The organism is Streptomyces sp. NPDC088354 (assembly GCF_044753585.1).
In the GTDB taxonomy this organism is placed as follows: Bacteria; Actinomycetota; Actinomycetes; order Streptomycetales; family Streptomycetaceae; genus Actinacidiphila.
In genome coordinates this window covers 91006-110815 of record NZ_JBIVNJ010000016.1, presented here as the reverse complement: position 1 = coordinate 110815, position 19810 = coordinate 91006, and the positions used below count along the sequence as shown (strand labels likewise).

Below are 19810 nucleotides of genomic sequence, written 5' to 3'. Positions count from 1 at the left end.
TTGCCGGAACTATGGGCTCCGCCACAGCCGCCCGGATCCCGCACTGATGGACTCGCCCGACGGTCCTTCTGCTCCTCGTCCCGGCCGGCCTCGTATGCGTCCTCGCCCTGGCCGGCTACGGATTCGGCACCCTCGGCCGGTCGGGGGTGCGCGGCGCGGGACGCGAGGTGCGGCTCAGGTCCGGCGCGGCGCTGCTGGGCGCCTGCGCGGTCGCGATGTACACCTGCGGCCTGCTGCACGTCGCGGGAGACGTCATCGAGGCGGAGGACGGCGGCAGTTACGCGGCCGCGTCGGTGCCGGACCACGTCAACCCGGCCGCCGCGTGCTTCGCCCTGGGCGCGGCCGTGTGCGCCGGCGCCGCGGCCGTCGCGTCGGAGCGCCGCGCCCGGGAGGTACCGGCCGCGTAGTACCCCGTCAGGGCCTGGCGGCGTGGCGGTCCGGCCGGCAGATCGTGCACGCGGTGACATCCGGCATGCCGAGGGCGATCTCGAATTCCCTGGCGCTGAGCCGGCCCCCACCGCGAATGCGGCAGTCGTCGCGGTGGACGACGCCGCGGCCGGGGCCGCCCCGGGGGTCGGCGACGCTCTGCAGGCGCCAGGCCCGGGCGGCCGCGGGGCGCCGCTGGGGGCGGATACCCGCCTCCGCCTTCCGGATCCGGGCGTCCACGGCGTCGATCTGCAACTGGAGATACAGGCGGATCACCCGCAGACGTTCCGGATCCGATGGCAGTTCGTACACACGTTCGAGATTAGCCGCACGGGGACCGCCCGGCCAGCGCGGGTCCGCCGCGCCGGCGCGCCCCCGGGGCGGCGGGTCCCGCGCGACTCAGAATCCCAGGTCGGACAGGCTCGGGTGATCGTCGGGGCGGCGTCCGAGCGGCCAGTGGTAGGCCCGGTCCGACTCGTCGATGCGCAGGTCGTTGATGCACGCATGGCGGACGCGCATCAGGCCCTGGTCGTCGAACTCCCAGTTCTCGTTGCCGTAGGAGCGGTACCAGTTGCCGGAGTCGTCGTGGCACTCGTAGGCGAAGCGTACGGCGATGCGGTTGCCGTCGAAGGCCCACAGTTCCTTGATCAGGCGGTAGTCGAGCTCGCGGTTCCACTTCCGGGTCAGGAACGCGACGATCTCGTCCCGCCCGTTGACGAACTCCGCGCGGTTGCGCCAGCGGCTGTCCGGCGAGTAGCCGAGCGCCACCTTCGCGGGGTCGCGCGAGTTCCAGGAGTCCTCGGCCATGCGCACCTTCGCGATGGCGCTCTCCCGCGTGAAGGGCGGTACCAGGGGCTTGGCGGCCATGCTCGCTCCTACGGATCGACGTCCAGGGGATCGATCAAGTCCACCCCAGGACGCTGTTGATCGCATCCGCGCGGAGCGGGGCGTCAGCCGGAGCCGACGAACGCCACCAGGAGCAGCCAGACCACCGGAGCGGTCGGCAGGAGGGAGTCGAGGCGGTCCATGATGCCGCCGTGGCCCGGCAGCAGCTTGCCCATGTCCTTGATGCCGAGATCACGCTTGATCATCGACTCGCCGAGGTCGCCGAGGGTGGCGCTCGCCGCGACCGCGAGGCCCAGCAGCAGGCCCTGCCACCAGTGGCCCCCGTCGATCAGGTACTCCATGGACAGCGCACCGGCGGCCATCGCGAAGGCGACGGCCCCGACCAGTCCCTCCCGGGTCTTGCCGGGGCTGATGCGCGGGGCCAGCTTGTGCGTGCCGAAGCGCCATCCCACCGCGTACGCACCGGTGTCGCTGACGACGGTCAGCAGCAGGAAGACGAAGACCCGCCACGGACCGTCGTGCGCGGCGAGCATCATCACCACGAAGGTGGCCAGGAACGGTACGTAGAAGGCGGCGAAGACGCCGGCCGTGACGTCCCGGAGGTAGTCCTCCGGGGGCTCGGTCATCCGCCAGACCAGGACGGCGAGCGCCGTGAGGGCCATCGCCACCCACGCGCCCTCCGCACCGCGGGCGTAGCCGGCGACGACCATGGCGGCGCCGCCCACGGCGAGCGGGATCAGCGGAGCCCTGATCCCCTTGCGCTCCGCGAGCCGGGAGGTCAGCTCCCACAGCCCCACCACGACAGCCGCCGCGACGACACCGACGAAGATGGCCTTGACGATGAAGAGCGAGGCAAGGATGACGACGCCGAGACCGACGCCGACCCCTATCGCGGCGCGCAGGTTCCGCCCGGCGCTCTTCTTCGCGGGTCCGCCCGGAGCCGCCGGCTGCGGCGCGGAGCGGTCGGGCCGCGCGGAGTGATCCGCCGGTTCGGGGGCGTCGTCGCGGAACAAGGGGCCGCTCATACGAGTGGCCCCTTCGTCCTCGCCTCCCCAGGAGCCGGCGCGTGGCGAAGCCCCCCAGGAAGAGTCGTTCACGGAGATTCGCCTCGCGTTTTCGTCCGGTCCGGGTCGGTCGGAGGTGGGGTGGGTGGGTGGAGGAGCTGGGTCGGCGCACGGAGCGGCCGAGGTGCGGCGCCCGGGCCCGCGGGCCCGGTGCGGCCGGTTCCGGCCCCGGGGCCGGAGTCAGACGTCGGGGCTCAGACCTCGAGCAGCTCGGATTCCTTGTGCTTGAGCAGCTCGTCGATCTGCGCCACGTACTTGTGCGTGGTGTCGTCGAGCTCCTTCTCCGCCCGGCGCACCTCGTCCTCGCCCGTCTCGCCGTCCTTGACGAGCTTGTCGAGGGTCTCCTTGGCCTTGCGGCGCACGCTGCGCACGGAGATCCGCGCGTCCTCCGCCTTGCCGCGGGCGACCTTGATGTACTCCTTGCGGCGTTCCTCGGTCAGCTGCGGGAAGACCACCCGGATGATCCGGCCGTCGTTGGTCGGGTTGACACCGAGGTCGGAGTCCCGGATGGCCTGCTCGATGTTGCGCAGCGCCGAGTTGTCGAAGGGAGTGATCACGGCCATCCGCGCCTCGGGTACCGCGAAGGAGGCCAGCTGGTTGATCGGGGTCGCGGCACCGTAGTAGTCCGCCACGATCTTGTTGAACATCGCCGGGTGGGCACGGCCGGTACGGATCGCGGCGAAGTCCTCCTTGGCGACCACGACGGCCTTCTCCATCTTCTCCTCGGCCTCGAGGAGGGTCTCTTCAATCACCATGTGCTCCTGGTCTTCAGAAGGCGGAGCCATCTAGTAGGGGCCCCTGCGCGCGTCTTCCCTGCACGGTGTCCGACCGGCAGCCTGTTGTCCATCCCCGTTCCGGGCGGATCGCCGGCCGGGTTGCGGCCGGCGTCGTCCGTCAGCGGGTGCCCGTGTCGTTGACGAGCGTGCCGATCTTCTCACCCTTCACGGCCCGCGCGATGTTGCCCTCCGCGAGCAGCTCGAAGACGAGGATCGGAAGCCTGTTGTCCTGGCAGAGCGTGATCGCCGTCAGGTCCGCGACGCGCAGGTCGCGGGCGATGACGTCGCCGTACTCCAGCGCGTCGAACATGACGGCGTCGGGGTTCTTGCGGGGGTCGGAGTCGTAGACCCCGTCGACCCCGTTCTTGCCCATCAGCAGCGCCTGGGCGTCGATCTCCAGGGCGCGCTGCGCGGCGGTGGTGTCGGTGGAGAAGTAGGGCATGCCCATACCGGCGCCGAAGATGACGACGCGGCCCTTCTCCAGGTGGCGCACGGCTCGCAGCGGGATGTAGGGCTCGGCGACCTGCCCCATGGTGATCGCGGTCTGCACGCGCGACTGGATGCCCTCCTTCTCCAGGAAGTCCTGGAGGGCGAGGCAGTTCATGACGGTGCCGAGCATGCCCATGTAGTCGGAACGTGCCCGGTCCATACCGCGCTGCTGGAGTTCGGCGCCGCGGAAGAAGTTGCCGCCGCCGATGACGACCGCGATCTCGTAGCCCTCGCGGACGACGGCCGCGATCTCGCGGGCCATCTTGTGCACGACGTCGGGGTCGACACCCAGTCCCCCGCCGCCGGCGAAAGCCTCGCCGGAGAGCTTGAGCAGGTACCGGCGCTGGGTGTTGGAGCCGTCGCCGTTGGTGTTGTGGGCCTTGTCGGCACCCTGATCCATGGAGATCTCCTCGTGCACGTACGAAGAAGGCCATTGCCGAGGGTTCGTGATCGTTCCCTGTAGCAATGGCCTCCTCGTCACAACTGCGGCCGGCCGCCGGTGAACGGCAGGCTGCGTACGACCCTAGCGGGGTCGCCGGTCAATCGCTTGCGCGGTTCGGACGCTCAGACGCCGACGCGGAAGCGGGCGAAGCGCTTCAGCGTGACCCCGGCCTCGTCGAGGACCTTCTGAACGGTCTTCTTGTTGTCCTTGGCGAAGGCCTGCTCGAGAACGACGTTCTCCTTGAAGAAGCCGTTGACGCGACCCTCGACGATCTTCGACAGGGCGGCCTCGGGCTTGCCCTCCTCGCGGGCGGTGGCCTCGGCGACGCGACGCTCGTTCTCGACCGTATCGGCCGGCACGTCCTCGCGGGAGAGGAAGGTCGGGGCGAAGGCGGCGATGTGCTGCGCGACGTCCTTGGCGACCTCGGCGTTCGCCTTGTCCAGCTCGACCAGGACGCCGACCTGCGGGGGCAGGTCCGGGCTGGTGCGGTGCAGGTAGGAGGCGATGAAACCGTCGGTGAACTGCGCGAAGCGGTCCAGGACGATCTTCTCGCCGAGGGTGGCGTTCGCCTCGTCGACGAAGGCCTGGACGGACTGGCCGTCCTTGATCTCGGAGGAGAGCAGGGTCTCCAGGTCGGCCGGCTTGGTGGCGGCGACGTGCGCGGCGATGGCGTCGGCGGCGGCCACGAACTTGTCACCCTTGGCGACGAAGTCGGTCTCGCACTTCAGCTCGACGAGGACACCCTCGCTGTTGTCACCGGCGATCAAGGACACCACAGCGCCGTTGGAGGCCGAGCGGCCCTCGCGCTTGGTGACGCCCTTCTGGCCCTTGACCCGGAGGATCTCGACGGCCTTGTCCAGGTCGCCCTCGGCCTCCTCGAGCGCCTTCTTGCAGTCCATCATGCCCGCGGCGGTGAGCTCGCGGAGCTTCTTGACGTCGGCGGCGGTGAAGTTCGCCATGTCTGTCAGTCTCTTCTCGGAAGTCGGTGAATCCGGTGAGTCCGGCGGTTCTACGGACGGACGGCGGGGGCCGGAGCCCCCGCCGTCCTCACACGCATCGGAAGGCGGGCGAGGCTCAGGCCTGCTCGGCGTCCGCGTCGGCGGCCGGCGCCTCGACGGTCTCGGCAGCGGCCTCGGCCGGGGCGGCCTCGGCAGCCGGCGCCTCGGTGGCGGCCTCGACCGGAGCGGCCTCAGCGGCGGCCGGCTCGGCGGCGGACTCGTCGGACTTGGCCTTGTCGCCCTCGAGGAGCTCGCGCTCCCAGGCGGCGAGCGGCTCGCCCTCGGCCTTGTCACCGGTGGCGGCACCGGCGCCGGAGCGGGCGATGAGGCCCTCGGCGACGGCGTCGGCGATCACGCGGGTGAGCAGGGTGACGGAGCGGATCGCGTCGTCGTTGCCCGGGATCTTGTAGTCGACCTCGTCGGGGTCGCAGTTGGTGTCGAGGATCGCGACGACCGGGATACGGAGCTTGCGCGCCTCACCGACGGCAATGTGCTCCTTCTTGGTGTCCACGATCCAGACGGCGCTGGGCACCTTCTGCATCTCGCGGATACCGCCGAGAGTCTTCTCCAGCTTCTCCTTCTCACGGGAGAGAACCAGGAGCTCCTTCTTGGTGAGGCCGGAGGCGGCCACGTCCTCGAAGTCGATCTCCTCGAGCTCCTTCAGGCGCTGCAGGCGCTTGTAGACCGTGGAGAAGTTGGTGAGCATGCCGCCCAGCCAGCGCTGGTTGACGTAGGGCATGCCGACGCGGGACGCCTGCTCGGCGATGGCCTCCTGCGCCTGCTTCTTGGTGCCGACGAACATGATGGAGCCGCCGTGCGCGACGGTCTCCTTGACGAACTCGTAGGCGCGGTCGATGTACGACAGCGACTGGAGCAGGTCGATGATGTAGATGCCGTTGCGCTCGGTGAAGATGAAACGCTTCATCTTCGGGTTCCAGCGGCGGGTCTGGTGCCCGAAGTGGACGCCGCTCTCCAGCAGCTCCCGCATCGTGACGACGGCCATGGCCGTACTCCTAGATGTACTCGGTTCTGAGCGGCCGCCGGACGGCGGCCGCGCCTGACGCCCCGAACGCGCCATGCCACAAGGGACCGAGGAGCGCGTCCACCGCTCACGGGGAGGACGGTGGCGGGGCGTGCGAAGTCGACCCGGTGACCCGGATCGCCATGGAAAGTGTACGGGACCGCCGGAGCCGCGGGCGACATCGTGCCTGCGGGGTGCGGGCCGGGGCTGGTTGTCCACAGGCCGCGACCATGATCATCTCTTCGCGGCGGGGTCCGTCACCGTGGGGGCATGACGAGATCGACGGTGTTCGTGGTGACGGTGTACCTCGCGGTGACGACGTGGCTCGGTGGGCTCACGGGGCCGGTGAGCGCCGTCGTGCGCGAGGGTGACCGGGGTGACCAGGCTGACCGGGGCGGCGTCCCGGCTGACCGTGCGTGGCCGGTGGCGGCGGCGGACGGGGCGCGCCGACCGGTGGTGGAGCGGGGCTTCGACCCCCCGCCGGTGCGGTGGGCGGCGGGGCACCGCGGGGTGGATCTGCGGGCCGGCCCTGGCGCACCGGTGCGCGCGGCGGCGCCCGGGCGCGTGGCGTACGCCGGGTCGGTCGCGGGGCGCGGCATTGTGGTGATCCGGCTCGCGGAGGGCATGCGGATCACGTACCAGCCGGTTCGGGCGACGGTCGCGGTGGGCGAGGAGGTCCGCGCGGGCCAGGTGGTCGGGGTGCTCGCGGACGGACCGTGGCACTGCCCGGGCGGCTGCCTGCACTGGGGGCTGCTGCGCGGGGAGTTCTATCTCGATCCGCTGTCGCTGCTGCCGGACGCGATGCTGCGCGGCGGACCGTCCCGGCTGCTGCCGGTGTTCGGTGTACCGCTTCCCGAGGGGACGGAGGGAGGGCGGATGCCGGAGGGCACCGCGGCGCCCGCTGTCAGCCGAGGACCCCGCGCAGGGCCGTGGTGACCGCGGCGTCGGCGATGGCGTCCGGCTCCTCGGCGGCGCCCAGTTCGATGCGGCGCACGGCGGCGTCGACGACGCCCTGCAGCAGCATGGCGATGAGCCGGGGTTCGCGGTGGCCCAGGGCGCCCAGGGCGTCGACGACCATGGCGATCAGGCCGCCGTGGGCGGCGCGGATCCTCTCACGGGCGCCCGCGTCGAGCTCACCGGCGGAGATGGCGACCACCGCGCGGTGCCTGCGGTCCCCGACGAGGGCGAGCTGGCTGCGCACATAGGCCTCGATCTTGCCCTCGGGGCTGTCGGCCGCCGCCATCGCCGCCTCGACCTCGGCCGCCCACACGGGGAAGTCGACCCGGCACAGCTCCTCGACGACGGCCGCGCGCGAGCGGAAGTACTCGTAGACCGAGGACCTGGCCAGTCCGGTGCGCTCGGCGAGGGCGGGGAAGGTCAGCGCTTCCGTACCGCCCTCGGAGAGCAGGGTTCGTGCGGCGTCCAGCAGGGCGTCGCGCTGCATCGACCTGTGCTCGGCCACCGAGGCCGCTCGAATCTTGGGCACGGCACCACTGTACGGAAGCCGCGCGGCGGCCGTGCCCTCCCGTCGGCAACGCGCGTCATCGGCCGACGTCGGCCAGTTTCGCGCGCAATTGGAGCACGGACTTGGTGTGGATCTGGCTGACCCTGCTCTCGGTCACCCCGAGCACCTGTCCGATCTCGGCGAGTGTGAGCCCCTCGTAGTAGTAGAGAGTGACCACCGTCTTCTCGCGCTCGGGCAGGGTGTTGATCGCCCGGGCCAGCAGCCGGCGCAGCTCGCGGTCCTCGGCGACCTCGACGGGGTTGTCGGCGCCGGTGTCCTCCAGGGTGTCGACGAGGCTCAGCCGGTCGCCGCCCTCGACGCCGCCGTGCAGCAGGTCCTCCAGGGCGACGACATTGGCGAGCGAGAGCTGGCTGAACACCGCGTGCAGTTCCTCCAGCGCGATGCCCATCTCCGCGGCGACCTCCGGCTCGCTGGGGGTACGCCGCAGCGAGGCCTCCAGCGTGGCGTAGGCGCGCTCCACGGCGCGGGCCTTCTGGCGCACCGAGCGGGGGATCCAGTCCAGGGCACGCAGTTCATCGATCATGGCGCCGCGGATGCGGGTGATCGCGTAGGTCTCGAACTTGATCGCGCGCTCGGGATCGAACTTCTCGATGGCGTCGATGAGCCCGAAGACCCCGGAGGAGACGAAGTCCGCCTGCTCGACGTTGGCTGGCAGACCCACGCTGACGCGCCCGGCCACGTACTTCACCAGGGGCGAGTAGTGCAGGATCAACTGCTCACGCAGGCGTGTGTCCCCCGTGGACTTGTAGGTCCGCCACAGCGCGTCGAGCGTGGTGGGGCCGGGAGGCCGGGGGGAACCGGTGACGGTGGTCGCCGCCGTCGCGCGGTCTGACCCGGGGGTGTGCGGGTGCATGCGTGGATTTGAGCCGTTCTGCTGTGACCTGCGGGGCGGACGGGACTCGGACCTCCTTGAGCGTAGCGTGACGACGAGGTCGCAGACCGCGACGATGCGGCGTCCCCATAACCTCGCCATCCCGGAGGTCCCAGGTCAAGAACCGTCCTGTCACCTGATGGTGTGTTCACCGGCAGAGCGTGTCGGCGCGGACCCCTCCTTCAGATGGTTTTCCGCCAACTTCCAGCGCGGGCCGTCACGTTCCACAAAGCCGAGAACGTGCAGCTCCAGGAGCCGGCCGAGAGTCTCGTCGGGGGTGCAAGCGGCGGCCGCCGCGATCGCCGCGCACTCGGCGCCGGCTCTGCCTCCCGGCAGCGCCTCCAGGATCCGCGCGGTCTCCGCCGGCAGCAGGTCGTGCGGCAGCAGGGGCCCACGGCGCTCGGGCGCGAGATCCTGTCCGATCCGGCCGACGAGATCGGCCACATCGGCGGCGCCGGTCACCAGCACGGCGTCCGCGCGCAGCAGTTCGTGCACCCCCTGCGACAGTGCCGACGTGCAGGGTCCGGGCACGCCCATGACGAAGCGTCCCAGCTCACGGGAGCGGCGGGCGGTGATCAGCGATCCGCTGCGGTACTGGGCCTCGACCACGACCGTGCCGCGGGTCAGCGCCGCGATCACGCGATTGCGGAGCACGAACCGCGACCGCGTCGGATGCGATGCGGGCGGCAATTCACTGATGAGCAGACCTTGTTCGGCGATGCGTCCGATCAACTCGGCATGACCGGGCGGATAGGCCACGTCCACCCCGCACGCGACGACCCCGACGGTCGCGCCACCGGCGGACAGCGCCCCGCGGTGCGCCGCACCGTCGATGCCGTACGCGGCGCCGGACACGACGACCCAGCCCGCCTCGGCGAGCTCCGCACCGAGGGTGGACGCCATGTGCGAGCCGTACGACGTGCACGCGCGGGCGCCGACGACGGCGACCGAGCGCAGCGCCCACATCCGCAGGGAGGGCCGCCCCCGCGTCCACAGCCCGAACGGCCGCTCGTCCGCGAGGTCGTCCAGTTGACTCGGCCAGTCCGTGTCTCCCGGGCAGACGAAGCGCCCGCCCATGGCCCGGACCGCGGCCAGGTCCCGCACCGGGTCGACGCGGGCCGCCCGCAGGGCGTAGCCCGCCCTCCGCCGCTCGCTCGCCCCGGGCAGCGCGTCGCCGGCCGCGAGGGCCCTGAGCGTCTCCACGGGGCCGAGCTCGCGCAGCCAGCGCCCGGCGATCTCGTCGCCGGGGTCCGCGACGCCCGTGAGAGCCGCCCGGGCAAGGCGTTCCTCGTCGGTCGGGGGCGGTTCGTCCCCGGGGACGGGTTCGTCGAGCGTGTCGTCGGTGCCGAAGAGCGTGCCGGCCATCAACGGCCTCCCGTCGCGGTCGCAGTCGCCGTCGTTGTCGCGAGGCCGCGGCGGACCCCGGTGCGCAGTTCCAGGGCACGTTCCATGTCGGCGCCGTCGGGCCGGTCCCGGCCGGCCAGGTCGGCGACGGTCCAGGCGACCCGCAGCACACGGTCGAGGCCGCGGGCGGTGAGCAGGCCGCGCTCCATGTCCCGTTCGGCGGCGCGCAGGGCGCCCGGGGCGACGGACCAGCGGGTCCGCAGCTCGTGGCCGGGGACCTCGCTGTTGATCCGCCAGGGGGTGCCCGCGTACCGCGCGGCGGCCCGTTCCCGTGCCTCGCGCACCCGTGCCGCGACCGTGTGCGTCCTCTCGGCTCCGGCGGTGCTGCCCATCAGCTCACCGCGGCTGACCGCCTCGACGTCCACACGCAGGTCGACCCGGTCCAGCAGCGGCCCGGACAACCGCCCCTGGTAGCGGCGGACCATGCTGGGCGTGCAGTCGCACATGCCGCCGGGCGAGCCGTACCGCCCGCAGGGGCAGGGATTCGCGGCCAGGACCAGCAAGAAGCGCGCCGGAAGACGTACGACGCCGGCGGCGCGGGCGATGACGACATGGCCGGACTCCAGCGGCTGCCGCAGCGCGTCGAGCGCCTGGCCGCTGAACTCGGGTGCCTCGTCCAGAAAGAGCACGCCTTTGTGGGACAGCGATACCGCGCCGGGGCGCGGCAGGGCGTTGCCGCCGCCGACGAGGGACTGCATCGTCGCCGAGTGGTGCGGGGCGCAGTAGGGCGGCTCGTCGACCAGGGGCTTGCCCGCGGGCAGGATGCCGGCGACCGAGTGGACGGCCGAGACCTCGACCGACTCCTGCCGCGTCAGCGGCGGCAGGAGTCCGGGCAGGCGTTCCGCGAGCATGGTCTTGCCGGCGCCGGGCGGGCCCTTGAGGTACAGGTGGTGGCCGCCGGCCGCCGCCACCTCCAGGGCCGTGCGGGCCGTGCCCTGCCCGGCGACGTCGGCGAGGTCGGGTGTCCCGGCGTCGGACAGCCCCGTGCCGTGTCCCGCGCCGAGCAGCGCGAGTCCGGCCAGCATCGGGTCGGGGCGCCCCTCGCCCGGGTCCTCGGGCTCCTCGGGAGCCAGTTCGTCGTTGAGGAGCGCGATCAGCTGCCGCAGGCTGCGCACCCCGAGCACCGAGACGCCCGGCACGAGCGAGGCCTCCGCCACCGTCCGCTCGGGGACCACCACGTGCCGGTAACCGGCTTCCGCGGCGGCCAGCACGGCCGGGAGCACCCCGCGCACGGGCCGGACCCGGCCGTCGAGGCCCAGCTCGCCGATCATCATCAGATCGGCGATGTCCTCGGGGGCGACCCGCTCATTGGCGGCGAGCACGGCGCAGGCGACGGCGAGATCGAAGCCGCTTCCGCCTTTGGGGACGGACGCGGGGCTCAGACCGACGGTGAGCTTCTTCTGCGGCCAGGTCTCGCCGCTGTTGACGAGTGCCGCGCGGACCCGGTCACGGCTCTCGCTCAGGCTCTTGTCGGGCAGTCCCACCAGCGTGAACGCCGCCACGCCGGGTTCCAAATCGGCCTGCACCTCGACGACGACGCCCTCCACGCCGAGCAACGCCACCGAACACGTACGGGCGAATCCCATCAGGCGGCCCCCCGTACGTGCTCGACCCGGGCGGCGCCCCGCTCGGGCAGGGTCACGCCGACCACGTCGATGCGGACCCCGCCCGGCGGCGGTGGCCCGCCGTGGTCGGCCAGCCAGCACTCGGCGAGCCGCCGCAGCCGTTCGGCCTTGCGCGCGGTGACCGCGGCCATCGGATGCTCGGGGCCGCCCTCCGTCCGCGATTTGACCTCGCACACGACCACGGCGTCGCCGTCGGCCGCCACGATGTCGATCTCGCCGTGGCGCTCACGGTGCCGGCAGCGCCAGTTGCGCTCCAGCACGGTCATCCCGGCCGCCGTCAGGGACCGCGCCGCCAGTTCCTCGCCGTACCGTCCGAATGCTCCTCGGGCGTTCATGTCACACCACCTCCGTCACTCACTGTGACGGAGGTGGTGCCCGAAAGATGATCTTGCCGGAGCCCTGTGGATAACTTCCCTCGAGCGGACCGCCCCGAGCCGGCGCGGCTCAGCCGTTGAAGCCGGAGTCGTCCGACGGAAGGTCGAGATCGGCCTTGTTGAGCTCCTCAATGTTCACGTCCTTGAACGTGAGCACCCGTACCTGCTTCACGAAACGCGCCGGTCGGTACATGTCCCAGACCCACGCATCGGCCATCGACACTTCGAAGAAGACCTCACCCTGCACCGAGTGCACCTGCATCTCGTAGTCGTTGGTGAGGTAGAAGCGACGCTCGGTCTCGATCACGTACTTGAACAGGCCGACGACGTCCCGGTACTCCCGGTAGAGCTTGAGCTCCATCTCGGTCTCGTACTTCTCGAGGTCCTCGGCACTCATGGCATGTTCCCCTTCAGCCGTACGTCCCCCCATTGTGCGTCAGTCACGCTCTGTCCCCAGGTGGATCGGGGACAGAGGGGGTCCTTCGTCCAGCAGCACGCCCAGCAGTCCGGCGAGTCTGGTCGGGTACACCGTCTCACGCGTGCCGAGAAGTTCTTCACAGGTCCACCATCGCAGGCCCGTGACGCTGCGCTGCTCCAATTCCGTCAATCCGGCGGTATGGAATCGGGTGTCGTCGGTCCGGGCCAGGAAATACCACTCGTCCTGCTCCCAGCGCCGCCCGTCGAAGTCGAACGCGCACGAGCGCTCCCAGAGCACCGGCCCGAGCTTCGCACCCGTGATGCCGGTCTCCTCGGCGAGCTCACGCCGTGCCGCGTCCTCCAGGCTCTCGCCCTCCTCGACCCCGCCGCCCGGGGTGAACCACCAGGTCACCGAGGGGTCGTCCGGCTCGTAGCCGTGCAGCAGGAGGATCCGGTCCAAGGGGTCGAGGAGGATGACCCGCGCCGCGCGCCGCCGCGCCATGGTCAGCGCGCCGTCCGCCGACGGCCCGCCACACGCGCGAGCGGCCCGTACGCGGCCCCGCAGAAGATGAGCACGGCACCGCCCACCGCCGCCGCCACGACCGCCTTCAGCGGACCGGGGGCGGACGGCCCGTCCCCGGACAGACCGGCGAAGGCCGAGGACCGCTGCAGCATGCCCATGCGGCCACTGGGCCAGGCGATGGCGTCGGCGCGGGCGTTCACCGCGCTGCGCGGCACGGAGCCGTCGTCGGCGTCGGTGAGCCGGACGCGGGAGTCCTCCGACGTGGCGCGGTTGTCGCCCATCATGAAGAGATTGTCCTTCGGCACGGTGGCCGAGAAGCCGGTCGGCGAGGCCGGAGCCCTGGGGTCGAGCAGGTACGGCTCGTCGATCGGCTTGCCGTTGACGGTCAGCCGCCCCTGCTTGTCGCAGCAGGCGACCTTGTCGCCGCCGACCGCCACGACCCGCTTGACCATCGGGACGTCCCCCCACAACGCGTCGTCGAAGACCACGATGTCGCCGCGGCGGACCTCGGAGCCGTCGATGCGCTGGGCGAGGATATGGTCCCCGGTGTCCACGGTCGGGGTCATCGACCCCGTCGGAACGGTGTAGGGCCGGTAGAGGATCGCGCCCCAGACGAAACCGCCGAGGAAGAGAACGGAACCAAGGGCCACGGCCAGGCCGGAGAGTATCGCTCCGGCCCGTCCGCCGCTCTTACCGCCCGTCCCGCGCGTGCCGCCCGTCGTCGTACGCGTGCCCGTGCGTGTGCCTGTGCTCATGCGACGGCACCCTACCCGGCGGTACGGATCCGGGGCAGCCCCGTCACTTCGCCTGGTTGATCAGCCAGCGCCGCCGGAGCAGCACCAGCGGCACCGCGCCCGCGACACCCGCCGCGGCGGGCAGCCCCGCGGCGGCGGCCGCGTTGATGCCCGGCTGGTCGAAGGTGCTGGGGATCGGCAGGGTCGACCAGCGCCCGATCGGCCAGGCCACCACGATCGCGCGGCCGACGACCTCGTCGTTGGAGACGGTGCCGTTGCCCGGCAGGTCCTGGTGGTACCGCGAGTCCAGGGAGTCCTGGCGGTGGTCGCCCATCACCCAGATCCGGTCCTTGGGGACCCTGATCGGACCGAAGGGACGGTCGCCGCAAGGGGTGTTCCCCGGGTAGATGTACGGCTCGTCCAGCGCCTTGCCGTTCACCTTGACCGGGCCGGTGCCCTGGCACTCCACGGTGTCACCGCCGACCGCGATGACCCGCTTGATCAGGTCCTTCTCCTCGGCGGAGGGCATGAGGCCGACGAAGCTGAGGACCTTCTGGATCGCCGAGGTGACCGGGTTGGTGTCGACCGGCGCGGTCTCGCCGAGCCAGCCGCCCGGGTCGTGGAAGACGACGACCTCGCCGCGCTCGGGCTCCGAGCCGAACCAGGGCGTCAGTTTGTCGACGAGGACCCGGTCGCCCTCCTGCAGCGTGTTCTCCATCGACGCGGACGGAATGGAGAACGCCTGCACCAGAAACGTCTTGATCAGCAGCGCGAGCACGAGGGCGATCACGATGAGCAGCGGAAGTTCCTTCCAGAACGAGCGCTGCTTCTGCGGCGGGCCGCCGTCGCCGTCCGTCGTCTCATCCGCCTCGTCGGAGGAGCCGCCCGAGCCGCCCGAGCCGGAGTCCGCGTGCGCGCCGTCGCCGGGCTTCACCCCGTCCTCGCCGGTCGCGCCCGCCGAGGACCCATGGTCCTCCGGCTCCTCGCGTCCGGACCTTGCGCCGACCACCAGGTCCCCCACATCCACTCCTCACTCCACGCTGCCGCCCGCGCCGCCAGATGCGGCGCAGGCCCACGACTCCCATAACGAGCGGGAGTTCCGCAGGAGGCGGGAGCGCAATCATTCCTTGCCGATTGTTGGATGTTGCCACCCTATGGCTCGCGGTGGCGGCAGACGCGCCAGAGAGAGCCGGTGCGGCGACGGTGGAGAAGGTGGTCGGCTCCTTCAGTCCGGACCAGTGGCCAAGGGGCCAGGCCACGGCGAAGGCGCGGCCGACGACCAGGCTCTCGGGCACGGTGCCGTCACCGGGGTCCTTCAGGTGGAACCGGGAGTCCGCGGAGTTGGAGCGGTGGTCACCCATGACGAACAGCCGGCCCGGCGGAACCTTGACCGTGAATTTAATGTCCGAGGGCGGATTGCCCGGGTAGATGTACGGCTCGTCGAGCGGGGTGCCGTTGACGGTGACCCGGCCGTCCTTGTCGCAGCACTTCACCGTGTCGCCGCCGACCGCGACCACCCGCTTGATCAGGTCCTGCTCGTCGGCGGACGGCAGCAGGCCGATGAAGGTGAAGAACTCCTTGACCTGCCTGACCCCCACGGGGTCCTGGCCGCCGGAGGCCTGCTCGCCCTCCAGCCAGTTGCCGGGGTCCTTGAAGACGACCACGTCACCGCGGTGCGGCTTGGCGCCGAACCACGGGGTGAACTTGTCGACGACCACGCGGTCACCGATGCGGATCGTCTGCTCCATGGAGCCGGACGGGATGACGAACGCCTGGAGCAGGAAGGTCTTCAGGACCAGTGCGATCAGCAGGGCGACGCCGATGAGCAGCGGTATCTCCCTGGCGGCGGAGCGCCGGCGTTTGCGCTTGACCTTCCGGGCCAGCCTGCGGCGCTCGGCGCGGCCGCCGCTCCTGCGCGGGCCCGCGGCCTCCGCCTCGTCGCCCAGGTACGCCGCGCGGACCGGCCGGTCCTCTCCCGACCGTCCCCGGCTACCCATGGGCGCCGTCCAGCGACCGGCGCCGGCCCAGCGGCCAGATGGTGGCCTCGGCCCTGCCGATCACCTTGTCCACCGGGACCGTGCCCCCTCCGGGGTCACCGAGGTGATCGCGGGAATCGCGGCTGTCGGCACGGTGGTCGCCCATCACCCACAGCCTCCCCTCAGGTACCTCGATGTCGAACGCTACCCGCGACGGTGTGTCGCCGGGATAAAGATAGGTCTCGTCCAGCGGGCGGCCGTTGACGGTGATCCTGCCCCGCCGGTCGCAGCAGGTCACCCGGTCCCCGCCGACACCGATCACCCGCTTGATGTAGTCGGTCCTGCCGGACTCCTGCACGAAGGATCCCTCGCCGTCGAACACCACGACGTCCCCCCGGGCCGGGGCGCCGCCGAAACGGTACGCCAGTTTGTTGACCAGCACCCGGTCCCCGGATCGCAGGGTGTTCTCCATCGACCCGCTGGGAATCTCGAAGGGTTGCGCCACGAAGACGTTGACCGCGGCGATCACGGCGGCGCACGCCACGACGAGAAGCGCATACCGCTGTGTACGTACGCCGAAGCGCGACCGCTCATCCGGCCCTGGGGCCGGCTCGGCGCGGTCGCGCTCCGGAAGAGGTACCTCGGTGTCCATCGAGCGCAGAGCCTATACGGCCCCGCATATGCCCGGGCGGACTCAGTTGTCGCGCTTCTCCTTGATCTTCGCGGCCTTGCCGCGCAGCTCACGGAGGTAGTACAGCTTCGCGCGACGGACGTCACCGCGGGTCACGAGCTCGATCTTCTCGAAGATCGGGCTGTGCACCGGGAAGGTACGCTCGACGCCGACGCTGAAGGAGACCTTGCGGACCGTGAAGGTCTCACGGACGCCGGAACCCTGGCGGCGGATGACAACGCCCTTGAACTGCTGGATACGGGAGCGGTTGCCCTCGATCACGCGGACGTGGACGTTGACGGTGTCGCCCGGACGGAAGCCCGGGATGTCGCTGCGCAGCGACGCGGCGTCGACGGTGTCGAGCACGTGGGACATGTCTGTCTGCTTTCTTCGCCCATGCCACAGGTCATCGGCGGACATAGTGATGGTGATACGGCTGCCACCGCGTCGGACGGGCGTCGTGTCCCCCTGTGGCAGGGGCGCGCGGCGGGCGCAGAGCGGCAGCCGCCTATTCTTCCACGGCCTCGGGGGCTCGCCAAAATCGGCCGTCCTCGCGCGGCGCCCAGCCGAGGGCCGCGAGGATCGCGCGGTCGTGCTTGTCCAGCGTCGCCGGGTCGCAGCGTTCGATCAGATCGGGGCGGTGCGCGGCGGTGCGCCGGAAGGCCTCGTCGCGGCGCCAGCGGGCGACCTTGCCGTGGTGGCCGCTGAGCAGCAGGTCCGGCACACCGCGGTCCCGCCAGACCGGCGGCTTGGTGTAGACGGGGCCTTCCAGCAGGTCGGCCATGGCGCCGGGGGCGAAGGAGTCGTCGCGGTGGGACTCGGCGTTGCCCAGCACGCCCGGCAGCAGCCGGGCGATCGCCTCGACCATGACCAGCACCGGGGCCTCGCCGCCGGCCAGCACGTAGTCGCCGATGGAGACCTCGCGCACGTCGAGCCGGTCACCGTACTCGTCGATGACGCGCCGGTCGATGCCCTCGTAACGCGCCGGGGTGAACACCAGCCAGGGCTTCTCCGACAGCTCGACCGCGAGCTCCTGGGTGAAGGGGCGGCCGCTGGGGGTCGGTACGACGATCACGGGCGTGCCCTCGCCCGACGCCAGGACGGCGTCCAGCGCCTCGCCCCACGGCTCGGGCTTCATGACCATCCCCGGGCCGCCGCCGTAGGGGGTGTCGTCGACCGTGTTGTGCCGGTCGTGGGTGTACTCGCGCAGGTCGTGGACGCGTACGTCCAGCCGTCCGCGCGTCCTGGCCTTGCCGACCAGGGAGACGTTCAGCGGCTCCAGGTACTCCGGGAAGATCGTGACGACGTCGATGCGCATTACGCCGGCTCCGCCCCGCCCTCGCCGTCACCCTCGCCGCGGCTGCCGGCGGTCTCGGCCTCGGCCTCGTCGAGCAGGCCCGGCGGCGGGTCGATGACGGCCCGCTGCCGCTCCAGGTCGATCTCGGGCACGATCTCCCCGACGAAGGGCACCATGACCTCGCTGCCGTCCGGCCGTTCCACGACGAGCAGGTCGTGGTAGGGCAGGTGGGAGATCTCGGTGATGCGGCCGACCTCGGTCCCGTCGACGGTGACCACGTCGAGGTCGATCAGCTGGTGGTCGTAGAACTCCTCGGGGTCCTCCGGACGCTCGTCCGGGTCGACCTCGGCGATCAGCAGGATGTTGCGCAGGGCCTCGGCGCCGGTGCGGTCCTTGACGCCCGCGAAGCGCAGCATCAGCCGGCCGCTGTGCACGCGGCCGGTCTCGATCGTGAGCGGTCCGGCCGAGGCCGGGTCCGTGGCCAGCACCGCGCCCGGCGCGAGCCGCAACTCCGGCTCGTCGGTGCGCACCTCCACCGAGACCTCGCCCTTGATGCCATGGGCGCGGCCGATGCGTCCCACTACCAGCTGCACTTGTTCGCGCTCCTGTGCGTTGCGTGTCGGATACGGCTCGGGCCGGGGGCGGCGGTGACGCCTCCCCCGGCCCGTGCCGGTGCTTCGTTTCTCAGCGAACCTGGTCGACGTCGACGAGGTCGACGCGGACACCACGTCCGCCGATCGCGCCCACGACGGTACGCAGGGCACGGGCGGTACGGCCGTTGCGGCCGATCACCTTGCCGAGGTCATCGGGGTGCACCCGGACCTCCAGGACCTTCCCGCGACGCAGGGTGCGCTCGGCGACCTGCACGTCATCGGGATTGTCGACGATGCCCTTGACCAGGTGTTCGAGGGCCTCCTCGAGCACGATCAGGCCTCGGTCGACTCGGCCGCCTCGGCGGCCTCGTCCTTCTTGTCGGACTTCTTGGCCTTCTGGGTGATGGCCTCACCCTTGGGCTCGTCCCCGGCGTCCTTGGCGGCAGCCTCGAAGAGGGCGCGCTTGTCGGCCTTGGGCTCGGCGACCAGGAGCGGGGCCGGAGCCGGCTCGCCCTTGTACTTCTGCCAGTCGCCGGTCTTCTTGAGGATCGCGAGCACGGGCTCGGTCGGCTGCGCGCCGACACCCAGCCAGTACGCCACGCGCTCCGCGTCGACCTCGATGCGCGACGGGTTCTGGACCGGGTGGTACAGGCCGATCTCCTCGATGGCCCGGCCGTCACGGCGGGTCCGGGAGTCGGCGACGACGATGCGGTAGTGAGGCGAACGGATCTTGCCCAGACGCTTCAGCTTGATCTTGACTGCCACGGGAGTGGGTTCTCCTGGTGTTGACGTGGGTTGGGCACACCTGACCGCCACGTGGGGTTGTGGAGCCGGATGCCCGACGGACGCGTCAGCCGAAGGAGAGAGGGGTCCTGCACGGCTGCCGAGTGCTCAGCTGACCATTGTGCCATACGGCAGGCACGCCGCCGCACGCCGGGAACGTCCCCGGCGGCGCTCCGCGCACCCGCCGCCGCGGGCGGCCGCCTCAGGCGACCGCCGCGGTCTCCGGGATCCGGAAGGGTGTTCCGCACGCCCCGCAGACGATCGGGGCCTGCGCGAGCACGGACGGCACGACCCGGACATTGCGCCCGCAGTCGCAGACCGCCTTCACCCGAACGCCGCCACCCGAGGACCCGTGCCGGGCGGCCGGCCCGCGGAAGCTGCGGGCGGTGTCGGCGGTGGTCGCCGCGGTGTGCGCTCTGAGGGCGCGCTGCAGCCGGTCGATCGTGGCCCGGTAGCGCTTCTTGGTGTCGGGGCGCATCTGGACCAGGGAGAAGCCGCTGCTGGGATGCGGCTCCTCCGAGTGGTCCAGGCCGAGCTCATCGGCGATGGCCAGGAACCGACGGTTGTGGTAGCGGCCCGCCCGCGAGGTGTCCCGGACGCCGCGCGCGGCGGCTACTCCGTGGACGGCCTCGTGCAGCAGGCGCTCGAAGGAGAGCTCCGTGCCGCAAGCGGACGAGGACTCTCCGATCAGGGACTCGGGGGCGGCCAGATCGGGCAGCTCGGGGTGGTGCCGTTGAATGTCGGCCCATGCGACTGCCAGCTCGGCGGCGAGGACTGGTGGTGTCGTGCTCACGTCGTGACAACGAGCCGGGGGCGCCCGGTGTTCCGATACCGGGCCATCCCAAATATTTTGCACGTACTAGTCAGTTCAGGATGATGAGTACGCCTGAGGGCGGGTGCGGAGAACAGCGGAGAAGCCACGCACCCGCCTCAAGCAAGGACGTACTGCCGATTAC

Annotated in this window: 26 protein-coding genes; 2 read left to right on the top strand and 24 right to left on the bottom strand. The window is 71.3% G+C overall.

All coding sequences use genetic code 11. From position 1 onward, the window contains the following. Positions 1 to 146: 146 nt before the first annotated feature. Positions 147 to 407, top strand: coding sequence for a hypothetical protein (locus ACIP98_RS23465; protein WP_401977773.1), 261 nt, complete (start codon positions 147 to 149; stop codon positions 405 to 407). 7 nt (positions 408 to 414) lie between these two features. Here ACIP98_RS23465 and ACIP98_RS23460 read toward each other — a convergent pair whose 3' ends face one another. The 7 genes from ACIP98_RS23460 to rpsB form a co-directional block, all read right to left on the bottom strand. Further along, complete coding sequence (locus ACIP98_RS23460; protein ID WP_319659702.1) at positions 415 to 738, bottom strand: DUF6233 domain-containing protein; 324 nt, start codon at positions 736 to 738, stop codon at positions 415 to 417. A gap of 87 nt (positions 739 to 825) precedes the next feature. Next, positions 826 to 1293, bottom strand: a complete 468-nt coding sequence (locus tag ACIP98_RS23455) for a DUF1348 family protein (protein WP_401977771.1) — start codon at positions 1291 to 1293, stop codon at positions 826 to 828. An 83-nt stretch (positions 1294 to 1376) separates the two neighbouring features. Next, the gene (locus ACIP98_RS23450; RefSeq protein ID WP_401977770.1) at positions 1377 to 2369 is read right to left on the bottom strand and encodes a phosphatidate cytidylyltransferase; all 993 of its coding nucleotides are present in this window, start codon (positions 2367 to 2369) and stop codon (positions 1377 to 1379) included. A gap of 161 nt (positions 2370 to 2530) precedes the next feature. Further along, entirely contained in the window at positions 2531 to 3088 is a 558-nt protein-coding gene (gene frr / locus ACIP98_RS23445; RefSeq protein ID WP_319660044.1) for a ribosome recycling factor, read from the bottom strand. A 142-nt stretch (positions 3089 to 3230) separates the two neighbouring features. Then, positions 3231 to 4001 (bottom strand): UMP kinase, encoded by a 771-nt coding sequence (gene pyrH / locus ACIP98_RS23440; protein WP_319659705.1) that lies wholly within the window; start codon positions 3999 to 4001, stop codon positions 3231 to 3233. Between the two features lie 164 nt (positions 4002 to 4165). Further along, complete coding sequence (gene tsf, locus ACIP98_RS23435; RefSeq protein ID WP_401977769.1) at positions 4166 to 5002, bottom strand: translation elongation factor Ts; 837 nt, start codon at positions 5000 to 5002, stop codon at positions 4166 to 4168. 115 nt (positions 5003 to 5117) lie between these two features. After that, positions 5118 to 6044 (bottom strand): 30S ribosomal protein S2, encoded by a 927-nt coding sequence (gene rpsB, locus ACIP98_RS23430; protein ID WP_401977767.1) that lies wholly within the window; start codon positions 6042 to 6044, stop codon positions 5118 to 5120. 288 nt (positions 6045 to 6332) lie between these two features. On the opposite strand from rpsB, the gene ACIP98_RS23425 reads away from it, so the two are divergent. Then, on the top strand, positions 6333 to 6998 hold the full coding sequence (locus tag ACIP98_RS23425; protein ID WP_401977765.1) for a murein hydrolase activator EnvC family protein: 666 nt from the start codon (positions 6333 to 6335) through the stop codon (positions 6996 to 6998). Here ACIP98_RS23425 and ACIP98_RS23420 read toward each other — a convergent pair. From ACIP98_RS23420 to ACIP98_RS23340, 17 genes are all read right to left on the bottom strand, one after another. Further along, on the bottom strand, positions 6967 to 7524 hold the full coding sequence (locus ACIP98_RS23420; RefSeq protein WP_319660045.1) for a helix-turn-helix domain-containing protein: 558 nt from the start codon (positions 7522 to 7524) through the stop codon (positions 6967 to 6969). The genes ACIP98_RS23425 and ACIP98_RS23420 overlap by 32 nt on opposite strands. A gap of 79 nt (positions 7525 to 7603) precedes the next feature. Beyond that, positions 7604 to 8440 (bottom strand): RNA polymerase sigma factor WhiG, encoded by an 837-nt coding sequence (gene whiG, locus ACIP98_RS23415; RefSeq protein WP_319659709.1) that lies wholly within the window; start codon positions 8438 to 8440, stop codon positions 7604 to 7606. 150 nt (positions 8441 to 8590) lie between these two features. Then, on the bottom strand, positions 8591 to 9823 hold the full coding sequence (gene dprA / locus ACIP98_RS23410; RefSeq protein WP_401977763.1) for a DNA-processing protein DprA: 1233 nt from the start codon (positions 9821 to 9823) through the stop codon (positions 8591 to 8593). After that, positions 9823 to 11448 carry a YifB family Mg chelatase-like AAA ATPase gene (locus ACIP98_RS23405; protein WP_401977761.1) on the bottom strand — a complete coding sequence of 542 codons (1626 nt, stop codon included), beginning with the start codon at positions 11446 to 11448 and terminating at the stop codon, positions 9823 to 9825. The genes dprA and ACIP98_RS23405 overlap by 1 nt, the downstream gene beginning before the upstream one ends. Further along, positions 11448 to 11822 (bottom strand): YraN family protein, encoded by a 375-nt coding sequence (locus ACIP98_RS23400; RefSeq protein ID WP_401977760.1) that lies wholly within the window; start codon positions 11820 to 11822, stop codon positions 11448 to 11450. The genes ACIP98_RS23405 and ACIP98_RS23400 overlap by 1 nt, the downstream gene beginning before the upstream one ends. Before the next feature lie 109 nt (positions 11823 to 11931). Further along, positions 11932 to 12258 (bottom strand): DUF2469 domain-containing protein, encoded by a 327-nt coding sequence (locus tag ACIP98_RS23395; RefSeq protein WP_018562949.1) that lies wholly within the window; start codon positions 12256 to 12258, stop codon positions 11932 to 11934. 39 nt (positions 12259 to 12297) lie between these two features. Then, positions 12298 to 12780, bottom strand: coding sequence for an NUDIX hydrolase (locus ACIP98_RS23390; protein ID WP_401977758.1), 483 nt, complete (start codon positions 12778 to 12780; stop codon positions 12298 to 12300). A 2-nt stretch (positions 12781 to 12782) separates the two neighbouring features. Continuing rightward, positions 12783 to 13556 carry a signal peptidase I gene (lepB, locus tag ACIP98_RS23385; protein WP_401977756.1) on the bottom strand — a complete coding sequence of 258 codons (774 nt, stop codon included), beginning with the start codon at positions 13554 to 13556 and terminating at the stop codon, positions 12783 to 12785. Positions 13557 to 13599: 43 nt separating this feature from the next. Next, positions 13600 to 14469, bottom strand: coding sequence for a signal peptidase I (gene lepB / locus ACIP98_RS23380; protein ID WP_401977754.1), 870 nt, complete (start codon positions 14467 to 14469; stop codon positions 13600 to 13602). Next, positions 14396 to 15532, bottom strand: coding sequence for a signal peptidase I (gene lepB / locus ACIP98_RS23375; RefSeq protein ID WP_319659717.1), 1137 nt, complete (start codon positions 15530 to 15532; stop codon positions 14396 to 14398). The genes lepB (ACIP98_RS23380) and lepB (ACIP98_RS23375) overlap by 74 nt, the downstream gene beginning before the upstream one ends. Further along, positions 15525 to 16163, bottom strand: a complete 639-nt coding sequence (gene lepB / locus ACIP98_RS23370; RefSeq protein WP_319659718.1) for a signal peptidase I — start codon at positions 16161 to 16163, stop codon at positions 15525 to 15527. The genes lepB (ACIP98_RS23375) and lepB (ACIP98_RS23370) overlap by 8 nt, the downstream gene beginning before the upstream one ends. Positions 16164 to 16205: 42 nt before the next feature. Continuing rightward, complete coding sequence (rplS, locus tag ACIP98_RS23365) at positions 16206 to 16556, bottom strand: 50S ribosomal protein L19 (RefSeq protein ID WP_319659719.1); 351 nt, start codon at positions 16554 to 16556, stop codon at positions 16206 to 16208. Between the two features lie 133 nt (positions 16557 to 16689). Continuing rightward, complete coding sequence (trmD, locus tag ACIP98_RS23360; protein WP_319659720.1) at positions 16690 to 17499, bottom strand: tRNA (guanosine(37)-N1)-methyltransferase TrmD; 810 nt, start codon at positions 17497 to 17499, stop codon at positions 16690 to 16692. Beyond that, positions 17499 to 18071, bottom strand: a complete 573-nt coding sequence (rimM, locus tag ACIP98_RS23355; RefSeq protein WP_319659721.1) for a ribosome maturation factor RimM — start codon at positions 18069 to 18071, stop codon at positions 17499 to 17501. Before rimM ends, trmD begins: the two co-directional genes overlap by 1 nt. Positions 18072 to 18162: 91 nt before the next feature. Then, positions 18163 to 18402 carry an RNA-binding protein gene (locus ACIP98_RS23350; RefSeq protein ID WP_319659722.1) on the bottom strand — a complete coding sequence of 80 codons (240 nt, stop codon included), beginning with the start codon at positions 18400 to 18402 and terminating at the stop codon, positions 18163 to 18165. Between the two features lie 2 nt (positions 18403 to 18404). Then, a complete protein-coding gene (gene rpsP / locus ACIP98_RS23345) occupies positions 18405 to 18836 on the bottom strand; it encodes a 30S ribosomal protein S16 (protein WP_319659723.1) in 432 nt (143 codons plus the stop codon). Between the two features lie 220 nt (positions 18837 to 19056). Continuing rightward, positions 19057 to 19647, bottom strand: a complete 591-nt coding sequence (locus tag ACIP98_RS23340) for a hypothetical protein (RefSeq protein ID WP_319659724.1) — start codon at positions 19645 to 19647, stop codon at positions 19057 to 19059. Between the last annotated feature and the right edge of the window lie 163 nt (positions 19648 to 19810).

Bases quoted from the DNA above. Each gene is read 5' to 3' on its own strand.
- ACIP98_RS23455 (WP_401977771.1), bottom strand. From the start codon at position 1,293: ATGGCCGCCAAGCCCCTGGTACCGCCCTTCACGCGGGAGAGCGCCATC.
- pyrH (WP_319659705.1), bottom strand. From the start codon at position 4,001: ATGGATCAGGGTGCCGACAAGGCCCACAACACCAACGGCGACGGCTCC.
- tsf (WP_401977769.1), bottom strand. From the start codon at position 5,002: ATGGCGAACTTCACCGCCGCCGACGTCAAGAAGCTCCGCGAGCTCACC.
- rpsB (WP_401977767.1), bottom strand. From the start codon at position 6,044: ATGGCCGTCGTCACGATGCGGGAGCTGCTGGAGAGCGGCGTCCACTTC.
- ACIP98_RS23425 (WP_401977765.1), top strand. From the start codon at position 6,333: ATGACGAGATCGACGGTGTTCGTGGTGACGGTGTACCTCGCGGTGACG.
- whiG (WP_319659709.1), bottom strand. From the start codon at position 8,440: ATGCACCCGCACACCCCCGGGTCAGACCGCGCGACGGCGGCGACCACC.
- dprA (WP_401977763.1), bottom strand. From the start codon at position 9,823: ATGGCCGGCACGCTCTTCGGCACCGACGACACGCTCGACGAACCCGTC.
- ACIP98_RS23405 (WP_401977761.1), bottom strand. From the start codon at position 11,448: ATGGGATTCGCCCGTACGTGTTCGGTGGCGTTGCTCGGCGTGGAGGGC.
- ACIP98_RS23400 (WP_401977760.1), bottom strand. From the start codon at position 11,822: ATGAACGCCCGAGGAGCATTCGGACGGTACGGCGAGGAACTGGCGGCG.
- ACIP98_RS23395 (WP_018562949.1), bottom strand. From the start codon at position 12,258: ATGAGTGCCGAGGACCTCGAGAAGTACGAGACCGAGATGGAGCTCAAG.
- ACIP98_RS23390 (WP_401977758.1), bottom strand. From the start codon at position 12,780: ATGGCGCGGCGGCGCGCGGCGCGGGTCATCCTCCTCGACCCCTTGGAC.
- lepB (WP_401977756.1), bottom strand. From the start codon at position 13,556: ATGAGCACAGGCACACGCACGGGCACGCGTACGACGACGGGCGGCACG.
- lepB (WP_319659717.1), bottom strand. From the start codon at position 15,532: ATGGGTAGCCGGGGACGGTCGGGAGAGGACCGGCCGGTCCGCGCGGCG.
- lepB (WP_319659718.1), bottom strand. From the start codon at position 16,163: ATGGACACCGAGGTACCTCTTCCGGAGCGCGACCGCGCCGAGCCGGCC.
- rplS (WP_319659719.1), bottom strand. From the start codon at position 16,556: ATGTCCCACGTGCTCGACACCGTCGACGCCGCGTCGCTGCGCAGCGAC.
- trmD (WP_319659720.1), bottom strand. From the start codon at position 17,499: ATGCGCATCGACGTCGTCACGATCTTCCCGGAGTACCTGGAGCCGCTG.